At 62.2% G+C, this 13,016-nt stretch carries 13 protein-coding genes; 8 read left to right on the top strand and 5 right to left on the bottom strand.

Annotation, left to right across the window (positions count from 1 at the left end; translation table 11 throughout):
- Window positions 1-83: 83 nt before the first annotated feature.
- From AB4048_RS05950 to AB4048_RS05940, 3 genes are read right to left on the bottom strand one after another with little or no spacing between them, the layout of a single operon-like run.
- A complete protein-coding gene (locus tag AB4048_RS05950; protein ID WP_442200999.1) occupies window positions 84-3,506 on the bottom strand; it encodes an error-prone DNA polymerase in 3,423 nt (1,140 codons plus the stop codon).
- A complete protein-coding gene (locus AB4048_RS05945; protein ID WP_442201091.1) occupies window positions 3,503-4,921 on the bottom strand; it encodes a Y-family DNA polymerase in 1,419 nt (472 codons plus the stop codon). The genes AB4048_RS05950 and AB4048_RS05945 overlap by 4 nt, the downstream gene beginning before the upstream one ends.
- A 40-nt stretch (window positions 4,922-4,961) precedes the next feature.
- Window positions 4,962-5,924, bottom strand: a complete 963-nt coding sequence (locus AB4048_RS05940) for an ImuA family protein (protein ID WP_442200998.1) — start codon at window positions 5,922-5,924, stop codon at window positions 4,962-4,964.
- Window positions 5,925-6,083: 159 nt separating this feature from the next.
- Between AB4048_RS05940 and AB4048_RS05935 the strand changes: the two genes are divergently transcribed.
- Window positions 6,084-6,521, top strand: coding sequence for a metallopeptidase family protein (locus AB4048_RS05935; protein ID WP_442200997.1), 438 nt, complete (start codon window positions 6,084-6,086; stop codon window positions 6,519-6,521).
- Window positions 6,522-6,538: 17 nt separating this feature from the next.
- Here AB4048_RS05935 and AB4048_RS05930 read toward each other — a convergent pair whose 3' ends face one another.
- Complete coding sequence (locus AB4048_RS05930; RefSeq protein WP_442200996.1) at window positions 6,539-6,745, bottom strand: DUF1737 domain-containing protein; 207 nt, start codon at window positions 6,743-6,745, stop codon at window positions 6,539-6,541.
- A gap of 17 nt (window positions 6,746-6,762) precedes the next feature.
- Window positions 6,763-7,671 (bottom strand): HpcH/HpaI aldolase/citrate lyase family protein, encoded by a 909-nt coding sequence (locus AB4048_RS05925; protein ID WP_442200995.1) that lies wholly within the window; start codon window positions 7,669-7,671, stop codon window positions 6,763-6,765.
- A 273-nt stretch (window positions 7,672-7,944) separates the two neighbouring features.
- On the opposite strand from AB4048_RS05925, the gene AB4048_RS05920 reads away from it, so the two are divergent.
- The 7 genes from AB4048_RS05920 to lpxE all read left to right on the top strand — a co-directional run bounded on the left by AB4048_RS05920 (window position 7,945) and on the right by lpxE (window position 12,955).
- Window positions 7,945-8,175 carry a hypothetical protein gene (locus tag AB4048_RS05920; protein ID WP_442200994.1) on the top strand — a complete coding sequence of 77 codons (231 nt, stop codon included), beginning with the start codon at window positions 7,945-7,947 and terminating at the stop codon, window positions 8,173-8,175.
- Window positions 8,176-8,287: 112 nt separating this feature from the next.
- Entirely contained in the window at window positions 8,288-8,716 is a 429-nt protein-coding gene (locus tag AB4048_RS05915; RefSeq protein WP_442200993.1) for a VOC family protein, read from the top strand.
- Between the two features lie 127 nt (window positions 8,717-8,843).
- Complete coding sequence (leuD, locus tag AB4048_RS05910) at window positions 8,844-9,449, top strand: 3-isopropylmalate dehydratase small subunit (protein ID WP_442200992.1); 606 nt, start codon at window positions 8,844-8,846, stop codon at window positions 9,447-9,449.
- A 7-nt stretch (window positions 9,450-9,456) separates the two neighbouring features.
- On the top strand, window positions 9,457-9,846 hold the full coding sequence (locus tag AB4048_RS05905; protein WP_442200991.1) for a RidA family protein: 390 nt from the start codon (window positions 9,457-9,459) through the stop codon (window positions 9,844-9,846).
- Between the two features lie 119 nt (window positions 9,847-9,965).
- Window positions 9,966-10,841: a protein-L-isoaspartate O-methyltransferase family protein gene (locus tag AB4048_RS05900; RefSeq protein WP_442200990.1), complete on the top strand. Its 876-nt coding sequence runs from the start codon at window positions 9,966-9,968 to the stop codon at window positions 10,839-10,841.
- Between the two features lie 102 nt (window positions 10,842-10,943).
- Window positions 10,944-12,056 (top strand): 3-isopropylmalate dehydrogenase, encoded by a 1,113-nt coding sequence (gene leuB / locus AB4048_RS05895; RefSeq protein WP_442200989.1) that lies wholly within the window; start codon window positions 10,944-10,946, stop codon window positions 12,054-12,056.
- Between the two features lie 167 nt (window positions 12,057-12,223).
- Window positions 12,224-12,955, top strand: a complete 732-nt coding sequence (gene lpxE, locus AB4048_RS05890) for a lipid A 1-phosphatase LpxE (RefSeq protein ID WP_442200988.1) — start codon at window positions 12,224-12,226, stop codon at window positions 12,953-12,955.
- Window positions 12,956-13,016: the final 61 nt, after the last annotated feature.

Here is a 13,016-nt window from a genome sequence, read left to right as displayed (position 1 = left end):
ATCCTGTTTAATGCTAAAGAAGACGAAGTTTGTCAAGAAAGAATCGACTCCTCGCAATTGTCCTTTAGGCAAGGGCTATGTCCTCAATGGAAGTTTCGCCCGCGCGGCATGACGTTTGCGGCTTCGGCCGCTTGGCTTTGGCCGGTTTCCGTTGCCTGGCGATTGCGCGCAAGGCGCTCGGCCGCCTGCACCTGCTTTTTCTGACGATGATCCATCGTCGGCCGCAGCGCTTCGTCGGCCCGCTCATTGGCGCCGAACCGCCTGGCTTCACCCTGCAGCAGGCCGAGGGCGGGGGTCATGTCCTCGATATGGCGGGCAATGACATGGATGACGCCGCTCTCGCTCTGCAGCTGGCCGAAGATCTTGACGAGCCGAGCGCCCATCACGATCGAGCGGTATTGCTCGAAGGCCTTTTTCCAGATGATGGCATTGGCCACGCCTGTCTCGTCCTCCAGCGTCATGAAGATCACGCCATTGGCCGATCCCGGACGTTGGCGCACGAGCACGAGGCCGGCGACCGTCACCTGGCTGCCGCTCGGCACGTCGGCAAGCGCCCCGTTGCACGTGATACCCAGCTGCGAGAATTCGGTGCGCAGGAATGAAACTGGATGGGCCTTCAGCGACAGGGACAGGTAGCGATAATCCTCGATCACCTGCTCGCCGGGCAGCATGGCGGGCAGCGCGACCTCGGGCTCGATTTGCAGATCGGCGCGATCGGCGCGTTCGAAGAGAGGCAACTTTTCCGCAGCGCTCCTGGCATCGAGCGCCTTCACCGCCCACAGCGCCTCGCGCCTCGCAAGCCCTATGGAACGGAAGGCATCGGCATCGGCCAGCCGCTCGATCTCGGCCTTCTGCAAGCCCGAGCGCAGCCAGAGATCGCGCACCGAACTGTAACCGCCGGCCCTGTTGGCGACGAGCCTGTCGCACACGGCGGCTTCCGACAGTCCCTTGATTTGCCGCAAGCCAAGGCGAACGGCCCGCCCCGTCTTGATGACGCAGCATAAGTCCGCATGTCTCCGGTGGACCTCGGCATGGTCGAATTCGGTCTCTTCAAGTGTCGCGTCCCATTCGGAAAAATTGATATCCACCGGCCTGACCTCGACCCCATGCTCGCGCGCATCCCGCACCAGCTGTGCCGGCGCATAAAAACCCATCGGCTGGGAATTGAGAAGCGCGGCACAGAAGACGTCGGGATAGTATGCCTTGACCCAGGAGGAGGCGTAGACGAGCAGCGCAAAGGAGGCTGCATGGCTTTCCGGAAAGCCGTATTCGCCGAACCCCTTGATCTGGTTGAAGCATTGCCGGGCAAATTCGAGCGCGTAGCCTTTTGAGGTCATTCCTTCGATGAAGCGCTTCTCGAAATTGCCGATGGTGCCGGTCCTCTTGAACGTCGCCATCGCCCGCCGTAGCCGGTCGGCCTCCGCCGGTTCGAAGCCGGCGGCGGTGATGGCAATCTGCATCGCCTGCTCCTGGAACAGGGGAACGCCGAGTGTTCGTTCCAGGACAGCCTTCAGTTCCTCGCTTGGATAGTCGATCGGGATGTTCTGCTTTCGCAGTTCCCGACGCTTCAGATAGGGATGCACCATGTCGCCCTGGATCGGCCCCGGCCGCACAATCGCCACCTCGATCACCAGATCATAGAATTTCCGTGGCTGAAGGCGCGGCAGCATGCTCATCTGCGCCCGGCTTTCGATCTGAAAGACCCCGACCGTGTCGGCCCGGCAGATCATGTCGTAAACCGGCTTACCCTCCTCGCCATGCTCCCTGTTGCCGAGATCGGCGAGGGATTTCTTTACATTGTAATGGAGGCGAAGGAGATCGAAGGCCCTTCTGAGACAGGTCAGCATGCCGAGCGCCAGCACGTCGACCTTGAGGAGCCCGACATTGTCGAGGTCGTCCTTGTCCCACTCGATCATATACCGGCCCGGCATCGCCGTTTTCATGATCGGCACGATTTCGTCGAGCCTGTCACGGGTGATGACGAAGCCGCCGACATGCTGCGTGAGGTGGCGGGGAAAGCCGAGCAGAGCGGAAGCATACTTCAGGACGTTTCGGGTCACTGGATCCGCAAGATTAAGACCGGCAGCCTTTGCATCGCGTTCCGACAGCTTGTCTTCCGACCAGCCCCATACCAGACTTCCGATCGCCGACTGCACGTCCTCAGAGAGTCCGAAGGCCTTGGAAACCTCTCGGCCGGCGGAACGGGTGCGATAGGTGATGACGCCCGCCGTCAGCCCGGCATGCTCCTTGCCGTATTTCTCATAGATATGCTGGATGACCTCCTCGCGTCGTTCATGCTCGAAATCGACGTCGATGTCGGGTGGTTCGTCGCGATCCATGGAGATGAAACGATCGAAAAGCAGCGTGCTTTTCTGAGGATCCACTTCGGTAATTTCCAGACAGTAGCAGATGACCGAATTGGCGGCCGAGCCACGCCCCTGGCATAAAATGCCCAACTCGTAGCGGGCATGCCAGACAAGCTTGTGAACCGTCAGGAAGTAGGATTCGTATTGCTTCATCCGGATAAGATCGAGTTCGTAATCGATCTTCGCAGCGACGGCCGCGGGAACGCCGCCCGGATAGCGCTTCGCCGCTCCCGTTCGTGTCAGGCGATCGAGGGTCTCGTAGGGTGTTTCGCCCGGGTCGTTCTCGGCAGGATAATTGTGCTTCAGCGCGTCGAGCGTGAAGGACAGCTTGGCGAAGAATTTTCCGGCGTTTTCGATCGCATCCGGATAGTTCCGAAAAAGCCGACGCATCGCGCGCGCATCCTTCAGATGGCGCTCGGCATTGGGAGCGAGCAGAAACCCCGCCCTGGCGATGGGCACATGTTCCCTAATCGAAACCACGACGTCCGATAGGGGGCGGCGCCCGGCCTCGTGATAGAGCGGCTGGTTGGTGGCAAGCAACGGCACGCGATGGCGGGTGGCAAGCTGCGCCAGAAGGGCGAAAACCCGGCTGTCGCGACCGTCATAGGCGGGCGTCATGGCCAGATAGACGGCCTTGCCGAACCGTTGGGTCAACCGTTCCAGGCAGCCGTCCAGCGCCTGGCCGCGGGAGGCGTCGTCGGCGAGGTATGGATCGGGACTAAGGGCGAGCATCATCTCCTCTCCCCATTCCATGAGATCCGCCTCCTTCAAGATGCAGGCGCCCTTTTCCGCTCGCAGGTTTCCAGCGCTCAGCAAGCGGCAGAGATGCCCCCATCCCCTTCGGTTCCGTGGATAGGCGAGAACATCCGGGGTTCCATCGGAAAAGACGAGCCGCGCGCCCGGCTGAACACGGACGGGATGGAGCGTAGGCCTCTCATCTTTATCGAAGGCCTTCCTGATCTCCTTGGCCTGCATATGCGCCCTGACAACGCCGGCGACCGAATTGCGGTCTGCGATCCCCAGTCCGGCAAGTCCGACAAGCGCCGCCTGCAGCACCATGTCCTCGGGCGACGAAGCTCCCTCCAGGAAGGAGAAATTTGTCCTCGTACCAATCTCGAAAAATTGAGGTGCCGCGCTCATGCGAAAACGCCGTGCACGAACCAGCGCGGTGCCGGGTCTTCGCCGTAAAGCCCTTCGCGGTACATCCAGAGACGGCGGCCGGCATCGTCCTCGATGCGGAAATAGTCGCGCGTGGGGGCCTCCGCCCCGTCGATCCACCATTCCATGGCAAGGCGTTCCGGGCCTTCGCTTCGCGATACCCGATGCTGCAGGCGCCGCCAGCGAAAGCTCTGCGGCGGGCCTTCCGGCACTTCGGCAAGCAGGGTTTCCACCCGTTCCGGCACGGCGAAAAGCCGCAAAGGGCGCTCGCCCCGAGGGGGCGGGATCCTGTCTTGCCCGGTCCCACGGCCTGACGCGAACCCCTCAATCGCCGGAACCGCGACCGCCGCGCGCTCCGGCACATGGCTTTCCCGGATATCGAAGCTCTGCAGACAATCCTTCCCGAGCCGGGCCGAGACGCCGTCCACGAAGGCGGCGAGGGACGTTTCGGCTTCGCGGTCACCGTCAAAGTTCGCCTGCATACCCTCGAAAGGCTCGTGCCGCAGGACGTTGAGCCGCAGGATTTCGAAGCCGTAGCCGGCATCGAGATCGTTGTGAACGGCCTGCAGGCGCCGGGAAAAGAGGTCGGCGATCCGCTTCGGGTCCTTGAGCGGCTGCGAGGTGCCGGCCGTTATCCGGAAGACCGCCCCGTCGACGCGGAAGAGGACGAGCTCGAAGGCGCGTCCACCGACGCCGCGTGCATCCAGCGAAGGTTTCAGCGAGATCGCGATCTGGCCAGCCAGCGCAAGAATATCTTCCTCGCTTTCCACCGGCTCGGCCAGCCGTCGTTCGGCCGACAGGCTTGCCACTGGCCGGCGCGGCGAAACCGGCTCCTCATCGATGCCAAGCGCCTGGTCGAGGCGCAGAAGGAGGAACGCGCCGAAACGGCGGGCAAGCGGCGCCCGCGCCGCCGTCATGATATCGCCGACCTGCTTGAGGCCGAGCTTGTGCAGGGCCGTCACGGTCTCTTCCTTGAGCCTCAAGGCTGCGACCGTCAGCGGCGCCAAAACCGTCTCCATCGCCTCGTCGGCGACGACGCCGCCTCTGCCGAAGCGGCAAACGGCAGACGACAGCCCGGGCGAGGAGGTAATCGCACCCCGCACATCCATGCCCATCCGGGAAAGGCGCGCCAGAATATCGTCAAGCAACGCTGCCTCGCCGCCAAAAAGATGAGTGCAGCCGGTGATATCGAGAAACAGCCCGTCATCGCCGTCGAACCCCACCAGCGGCGTATAGCGGTCGCACCAGTCGGCGACGGTTTCCAGAAACCGGCGGTCGGCGGCCTTGTCCTCCTCCAGCACGTCGAGGGCGGGACAGATGGCGCGCGCTTCCGCCACGCCCTGGCCCCGTTTCAGCCCCAGCGCCTCTGCCCTCTCGTCAAGCGCCGTCAGCCGCATGGTATTGCTCGAGCGGCCGGCGCTCACCAGAGGCGGCGTCTTAAGCGTGCCGGCGGTGCGTGCCGAACGCCAGGAGGGACCCCATCTCTTGCGGGCGACCCGGTCGGTCGGCAAATGCGGGAAGGCCAACGCCAGGACGCGCTGCCCTTGCCCCGGGAAGGGCAGGCTGTTGCCGGTCAGAAGCGGTAAGGAAACGGCGGCCATGGGCATTCCACTCCAGAACGAAAGACAGGGGAGCCGGATTGCGGCTCTTTTCCAGAACGACACGGAAGGCCGGATTGCCGATGCTGCCGCCAAGCAGGGGTCCATCCAGCAAAATCCGCGCCGGAGCCGGCGCGGGTTCGATGCATAGGCGGTGATAGGCGCTGCTCGCCTCCTCTTCTCCCGCCTGGCGCAGAAGAAACAGCGGCCGCCCCGCCGCCTTGGCTCTGAGCGCCAGCCGTCGGCTCTCGGTCAGCCCGAAACGAGCCGGGTTGCCCCGCACTTCCAAAATGATTGTCGCAAACACGGCGCTTGAAAGCGCGGTCTCCGCAAGCCATAGCGCTTCCTCCAGCTTGCGCGGTGCAGCCAGCAGGAACCGTTGCGGATCGATGCCGAAATCCCTGAGCCCGATCGCATAGGGAAGACCCGCCTCCAAGCCCGCTACGGTGTCGCCGATCCAAAGAGCCGGCCCGGCATCTTCCTCGGCTTGAATGCATGCGGTCAAAGCCAGCGCGAAACCGCTCGCGGCACCCGCATCGCGCAGGCTTTGCGATCGAATCTCGGTCAGCGCATCGCGCCGCAAGCCGCCTTCCAGCGCCTCATCGACGGCATCGATGCCGGTAGAAAGAGGCGGCGGCTCATCTCGCGAAAAGCCGCGCGCCTTTTGCGCCGCCGTCTCGCCGCCAACCGCAAAGGCCTCATGAGCGGCAGCAGCCAAGGCCGGAACCGGCTTGCCTTCCAGACGGGCAATGGTCTCGCGCAGGGCAAAAAGCGTCTCCCGCGCCACGGCTTTCTCGGCCATGACGGTGCTCCTGATTTAATGTTCTTGTTATGTTCTTATGGATTCCAGAGCTTGAGAGAAGAGTCAACAACCAATTCTATGAATTTATTCCTTTGACTGATTCCGCTCTCGAAAAACCCCATCAAAGGTTCTATATGGGCGGAAAGGAAGGAAGCATTTATGGCCCGCATTGATCAGAGCGAGGATTGGCGGGACCGCCACGCCCCCACGCTCAGCGCATTCGAATCTCTGGCCGCGGAGGCCTATAGCCATTTGCCGGAAGAATTCCGGGCGCTGACCGGCAACCTCATCATCGAGATCGAGGATTTCCCCGACGACGACGTGTTCGAAGACATGGCGCTGGAAACGCCCTTCGATCTGCTCGGGCTTTTCGAAGGCCGTGGCATCTCGGAGCGCTTTACCCTCGAAACCGGCGAAATGCCGAACCGCATCCGGCTCTATCGCCGCCCGATCATCGACTACTGGGCGGAAAACGAAGAAACGCTCGGCGACATCATCACGCACGTCCTCATCCATGAGATCGGCCATCATTTCGGCCTGAGCGACGAGGATATGGAGCGGATCGAGGAAAGCGCCGAGGAAGCGACGGACCGCTAAGCTTTCCTGGAATTCTCCTATTGCTCGGAGAGCTTCATCTCCGGATCGTAATCCTTCCCTTCGACTTCCTTCACCACCGCCTGGCCGCATTGCATCGCGCCTGTTGCCGCGTTGAAGGCATAGGTCGGGGAACCCGACAGCGACCAGCCTTTGTTCAAGGCGGCCGTCACCTTATGGCAGAAGGAAGCATCGTCCGGACCGGTCAGGAAGCGGTAGAGTTTCATCCAGCAATCTTTCGTAATCAGGCTGACGCTATCGAGCGTTTCGCGATCAGGCGCGCTTTATGGACCAGCGCCTCCGCCTGGACAAGATGCAGGCGCTCGACCATTCGGCCGCCGATATTGACGACGTTGAGACCGGCCGCTGCCGGATCCTCGAAGGCTGCGATGATTGCCTCGGCCTCCATTACAGCCTGCTCGTCCGGCCCGAAATGACGGTTGGCTGCCTTGATCTGGGCCGGATGGATCAGCATCTTGCCGTCGAAGCCCATGGCACGGCCTTGCAGGCATTCGTCGGCGAAAGCCTTCTGGTCCTTGAAATCATTGAAGACGCTATCGACCGCGTCGAGCCCGTAGGCGCTGACCGCAAGTACCACCTGCATCAGCCACGGCACGAGATAGGCGCGGCCGGGTTGCTGCAGAACTCCGGTTTCCTTCCGCAGGTCGTTAAGCCCGACGACGAAACAGTCGAGACGACTTCCAGGCGTGCGGCCGGCTTCGGCGATCGCCGCCGCGTTCAACACCCCGCGCGGGGTCTCGATCATCGCCCAGATACGCAGCTCCTCCGGCGCATCGGCCTCCGCCAGCCGGTCGCTGACGCCTAAGACATCCTGCGGCTCATCGACCTTCGGCAGAAGCACCGCATCGGGGTTGAGTCGAAGCACGAGATCGAGGTCGTCTCGGCCGAAGGGAGTCGACAGCGCGTTGACGCGGATGATCGTCTCTTTGCCGAGAGGCTTGCCGGCAAAGAAGGCTTTGAGGTTTTCGCGTGCCTCGGCCTTCTTCTCAGGCGCGACCGAATCCTCGAGGTCGAAGATGACCCCGTCGCAATCAAGATCGTGAACCTTCTGAAGGGCGCGACCATTGATCGCAGGGACGCTCAACACTGAACGACGCAGGCGGGCGGAACGGAGAGGGGTCTGTCTGCTCATACGGGCGAGACTAGACTATTATTCTCGAATTCGAAATCACTTCTCTGAAGAAAACAGAACGCCTATTCAAAGCCTTAGCGTATCGGAACGACAAGAAAACAAGGCATGGCCTCATTTTCCTGACGTCTTTTCGCCCTGCACCACAGACCCGCGTCCGCGTTCCCTAGGAATGGGACCGACTGTACCCGTGGCCGGCCAAATCCACCAAAATGCCACGCTGCCATTGAAGAGGAGGAGGCGAAGGACGACATTACGTCCAGAAAGGTGACACCCATGCAAAACGTCCGTTCTTTGTTCTTCGCCCTTGCCGCCATCACCGTTTTTGCCGGACTGGCGCTGTTTACCGTCTCGCTCACGCTCGCCGTCGGCGGCATCCTGACCGCGCTGATGGTCGGCCGTGCACTATCGCTGAAGATGAAGCCGCAGCCGGTGCGCGCCCGCGCCAATTCGCAACAGAACATGCGTATCTGGAACGACGGCCGCGGCACCATCATCGACCTCTGATCTCGTTCCTTCGAAAAAACCGGCCGACGTTGTCGGCTGGGGCTGATCTCCGGCGTCCTATGGGAGAGCGGGCTGAGCTCGCTACCCTTTAAGAGAAAGAAGGATAACGAAGATGGTTTCAGAGACGCAAGAAGCAGGGAATGCGATGCCGCCCGTCAAGAACGGGCTTCTGCCCTATCTGACGGTCGATGGCGCGGTGAAGGCCGCGGAATTCTACAAGCGCGCGTTTGGCGCCGAGGAAGCCTTCCGGGTTCCGGTCGACGAGCAGGGGCGTACGATGCATGTCCACCTCTACGTGAACAACAGTTCCCTCATGCTGAGCGACGCCTATCCGGAGCACGGCCATCCGCTGACGAAGCCGCAATCCTTCTCCCTGCAACTGGTCGTCGACGACATAGATTTCTGGTGGGAGCGGGCCGTCGCCGCTGGCGCGGAAGTGGTCATGCCGGTCGAGCTGATGTTCTGGGGCGACCGTTATGGCCAGCTTCGCGATCCGTTCGGCGTCCTCTGGGCGATCAACTCCCCGGCAAAAAAATCCTAGTCGCGACCGGAACCAGCCGCCGCCACCGCTGCGGCTGGCTCGCCTTGCAAATTTTCCTTCATTTCGGCAGGAAACTGCACTAAACGCTGATCCATATATCCCATCTGCCGAAATTGGAGGCCAGGTCATGGACAAATTCACCAAGCTCACGGGCGTCGCAGCCCCTCTGCCGGTCGTCAATGTCGACACCGACATGATCATTCCCAAAGATTATCTGAAGACCATCAAGCGCACCGGTCTCGGCAAGGGCCTCTTTGCCGAAGCGCGCTACAATGAAGACGGCACGATCAACCCGGATTTCGTTCTCAACAAACCGGCCTACCAGAACGCCAAGATCCTCATCGCAGGCGACAATTTCGGCTGCGGCTCGTCGCGCGAGCATGCGCCCTGGGCGCTCCTCGACTTCGGTATCCGCTGCGTCATCTCGACCTCGTTCGCCGACATTTTCTACAACAACTGTTTCAAGAACGGCATCCTGCCGATCGCTGTCAGCCACGAGGATCTCGACAAGCTGATGGACGACGCCTCGCGCGGCTCCAACGCCATCCTGACGATCGATCTGGAGAACCTGGAAATCACCGGCCCGGACGGCGGTATGATCAAGTTCGACCTCGATGAGTTCAAGCGTCACTGCCTGCTGAACGGCCTCGACGACATCGGCCTGACGCTGGAGAAGGCAACTGCCATCGACAGCTTCGAGAAGGCGAACGCAGCCTCTCGTCCCTGGGCCTGATATCGCCATGCCCGGGCCGCGTAAACTGATCTCATCCGGCTCGCCGTTCGAACGTACGGCGGGCTATTCTCGGGCGGTGGTCCAGGGTGACTGGTGCTTCGTCTCCGGTACCACCGGCTACGACTACGCCAGCATGACCATGCCGGAAACGGTCGAGGCACAGACCCGCAACTGCCTGAAAACGATCGAGGGCGCCTTGGCGGAAGCCGGTTTCTCACTCGCCGACGTGGTGCGCAATCACTACTACATCACCGACGCCGCCTTCGCCGACCGGGTGTTTCCCATCCTCGGAGAGGCCTTCCGCGAGATCCGCCCCGCCGCCACGATGATCGTCTGCGATCTGATCCGGCCCGAAATGCTGGTCGAAATCGAAGTGACCGCGCTGAAGGCGCGCTGACCCGCCGGAATGTCTGGGCCGCGGGCGACTTAGCGTCCCAATCTCACCTGCCGTTGCCATATCAAAGGCAAAAAACTGCGCCATCCTACCGCATCCTTTTCATCGGAAGGGATAACGCGGTGCGCGAGGCAGAGCTGCAATCGCTTCGGCAAGTCTATGCCCGAAAAATCGTCGCGTCGGCGAATGCGAGCGGCGACGCCCGCCTGGAGGCGGCATTCGCGGCTGTCCACCGCGAGGATTTTCTGGGATCGCCGCCCTGGCGACCGATCGATACCGGCCGTGGCTCCCGCTCCGCCCCGGTCAGTGATCCGGCCTGCGTCTATCAGGACGTTCTATTCCCTCTTTCCCTTGCCCGCGGCGTCAACAACGGCTCGCCCTCCCTTCACGCCCGTCTCATGCACGCGCTCGCGCCGCAGCCGGGCCAAACTATCGTCCATCTCGGTGCAGGGACCGGCTACTACAGCGCCATCCTCTCAGAACTCGTCGGGCCGGAAGGCCAAGTCGCGGCGATCGAAATCGATCCTCTGCTCGCGGATAAGGCACGGACCTGCCTCGCGGACCGGCAGAACATCAGGGTCATGGCCGCCGATGCCGGTCTCTGGCCCGAGGAGGCGACCGACCGCATCTATGTCAGTTTCGCGGGAAGCGCGCCGATGCCCCTATGGATCGAACGCCTGGCCCCTGGCGCGCGGTTGGTTCTTCCCTTGGGCGTGCCGGATGCGGATTACGGGTTTCCTAGATTTTCTCACGGAGAGGCATTTATGTTCGAGCGGCGCCAAGAGGGGTTTTCCGCCTCGCGGCTCTGTTCCGTTGCTTTCGTGCAAGGGGAGGGCCTAACGCAGCCGGGCAACCGCGGCGATCTCGAACGATTGCGCCAAGCCCTGAGCTCCCCCGGCGCCGATGCGGTCAGAAGCCTCGTTTGGGGAAGGGAGGCCGATGAAAGACGCTGCTGGTTCTGGTCCCCGCAGTGGAGCCTTTGCTACGATCCAGTCTGATCCAGGCGGTGGAGGCGCACAAATCTTTCGTCGAAATGATTTCACTTGAATGGAAGTTGCGCTAAGAACGCGCCCGACATCTGACTAGCAAAGGGATTTCCCATGACTGTGCGCAATCTTTTCCTTCTGCCGGGCGACGGCATCGGCCCCGAAGCCATGGGCGAGGTCCGCAAGATCATCGCCTTTATGAACGCGTCGAAGAATGCAGGCTTCGTCACCGACGAAGGCCTCGTCGGTGGTTCGGCCTATGACGCCCACGGCGCGGCGATCTCCGAGGCCGACATGGCCAAGGCGATGGCGGCGGACGCGGTGCTCTTCGGCGCCGTCGGCGGCCCGAAGTGGGATAGCGTTCCCTACGAAGTGCGCCCGGAAGCCGGTCTGCTTCGCCTGCGCAAGGACATGGAACTCTTCGCCAACCTGCGCCCGGCCATCTGCTATCCGGCACTTGCCAACGCTTCCTCGCTGAAGCCCGAACTCGTCGAAGGCCTCGACATCCTGATCGTGCGCGAACTCACCGGCGGCGTATACTTCGGCGAACCGAAGGAAATCATCGATCTCGGCAACGGCCAGAAGCGCGGCATCGACACGCAGGTCTACGACACCTACGAAATCGAGCGCATCTCCGGCGTCGCCTTCGAACTGGCGCGCACCCGCAACAACCGCGTCTGCTCGATGGAAAAGCGTAACGTCATGAAGTCCGGCGTGCTCTGGAACCAGGTGGTGACGGCGACGCACAAGGCGAAATATTCCGACGTGCAGCTGGATCACATGCTCGCTGATGCCGGCGGCATGCAGCTGGTGCGCGCGCCGAAACAGTTCGACGTCATCGTCACCGACAATCTGTTCGGCGACATGCTCTCCGACGTGGCCGCCATGCTGACAGGCTCGCTCGGCATGCTGCCGTCCGCCTCGCTCGGTGCACCGGACGCCAAGACAGGCAAGCGAAAAGCGCTCTATGAGCCGGTGCACGGCTCCGCTCCCGATATCGCCGGCAAGGGCATCGCCAACCCGATCGCCATGATCGCCTCCTTCGCCATGTGCCTGCGCTACTCCTTCAACCTGGTCGCGGAAGCCGACGCCCTTGAAAAGGCGATCGCCAATGTTCTCGACAGCGGCATCCGCACCGGCGACATCATGGCCGAGGGCAGCAGGCAGGTCGGCACGGCGGAAATGGGCGACGCGATCCTTGCGGAATTCAAGGCACTCTCCGCCTGACCCCACGCGAAGCTGAAAAAGCCGCCGTTCCGCTGCAGCGGCGCGGCGGCTTTTCGTTGATCTCGCGGCTGACGAGGAAGCCCCCCGGCGCGCCTGTAAAAAAACCGTAGCACAGCACTGCTATCGCTCGGCAAGCGCTCACGATCAACGCGGGCTGGGGGACTGGCATGCAAGCGATCCTGCGATCTCTCGACAAGCGGCGGCGACGAGCAGTCGGATGCGCGCCATTGCGTTGGCAGGTTTGTCTTTTCATGACGGGCAATATGGTGCTGCTGTCGGCGCTCCTCCTCGATGTGCCTCTCGGCGCCGGGATCGGTCGTCTTGATCCGTCGATCCACTTCTTCGGACGGATGCTCACGGATGTCGGGCAGTCCGGCTGGCTCATCGCCGTAAGCGCTTTCCTCCTCTTCGAGGGATGGGCGAGAGCGCGGCTCACGCAGCCGGCGCGCTGCCGGTGCCGGGCAGTGCAGATAAGCCGGATCGGCGGTTATCTGCTCCTTACGATCGCGCTTTCCGGCATTGCGGCCAATCTCTTGAAACGCGCGATCGGGCGCGCCCGTCCAGAGCATTTCGACGATCTTGGAAGTTTTGCTTTCTCGCCTTTTTCCGGCCACGCCAGCTTTGCGAGCTTTCCCTCGGGACATGCCACGACGATCGGGGCCTTTTTTGCCGCGCTCGCGTTTCTTTTCCCCCGCCATCGCTTTGTCTTTGCCGCCTCAGCGCTATGGCTCGGCGCCACCCGCGTCATGGTCGGCGCGCATTATCCGAGCGATGTCGTCGCCGGTCTTGCTCTCGGGAGTTGGTTCTCGTTCATGGTCGCCCTGGTCTATTCCCGCTACGGCGTGCTTTTCCGCATCGGCGAGGACGGCTGGCCGGCAATGAAACGGCCGATCTCGTGAAATACCCAAAAAAAGAAACCGGCGCCCTGAGCGCCGGTTTCCTTTCGTTGCCCGCCCGGTT

This window comes from Rhizobium sp. RAF56 (assembly GCF_052113965.1).
Lineage (GTDB): Bacteria > Pseudomonadota > Alphaproteobacteria > Rhizobiales > Rhizobiaceae > Rhizobium.
The sequence above is the reverse complement of the archived record's forward strand: the minus strand, read 5'-3'. Positions and strand labels throughout refer to the sequence as shown.

Coding starts and splice junctions, on each gene's coding strand:
- AB4048_RS05915 (WP_442200993.1), top strand. CDS start 8,288: ATGGTTTCAGAGACGCAAGAAGCAGGGAATGCGATGCCGCCCGTCAAG.
- AB4048_RS05940 (WP_442200998.1), bottom strand. CDS start 5,924: ATGGCCGAGAAAGCCGTGGCGCGGGAGACGCTTTTTGCCCTGCGCGAG.
- AB4048_RS05925 (WP_442200995.1), bottom strand. CDS start 7,671: ATGAGCAGACAGACCCCTCTCCGTTCCGCCCGCCTGCGTCGTTCAGTG.
- AB4048_RS05950 (WP_442200999.1), bottom strand. CDS start 3,506: ATGAGCGCGGCACCTCAATTTTTCGAGATTGGTACGAGGACAAATTTC.
- AB4048_RS05905 (WP_442200991.1), top strand. CDS start 9,457: ATGCCCGGGCCGCGTAAACTGATCTCATCCGGCTCGCCGTTCGAACGT.
- leuD (WP_442200992.1), top strand. CDS start 8,844: ATGGACAAATTCACCAAGCTCACGGGCGTCGCAGCCCCTCTGCCGGTC.
- AB4048_RS05920 (WP_442200994.1), top strand. CDS start 7,945: ATGCAAAACGTCCGTTCTTTGTTCTTCGCCCTTGCCGCCATCACCGTT.
- AB4048_RS05945 (WP_442201091.1), bottom strand. CDS start 4,921: ATGCGGCTGACGGCGCTTGACGAGAGGGCAGAGGCGCTGGGGCTGAAA.
- lpxE (WP_442200988.1), top strand. CDS start 12,224: ATGCAAGCGATCCTGCGATCTCTCGACAAGCGGCGGCGACGAGCAGTC.
- AB4048_RS05935 (WP_442200997.1), top strand. CDS start 6,084: ATGGCCCGCATTGATCAGAGCGAGGATTGGCGGGACCGCCACGCCCCC.
- AB4048_RS05930 (WP_442200996.1), bottom strand. CDS start 6,745: ATGAAACTCTACCGCTTCCTGACCGGTCCGGACGATGCTTCCTTCTGC.
- leuB (WP_442200989.1), top strand. CDS start 10,944: ATGACTGTGCGCAATCTTTTCCTTCTGCCGGGCGACGGCATCGGCCCC.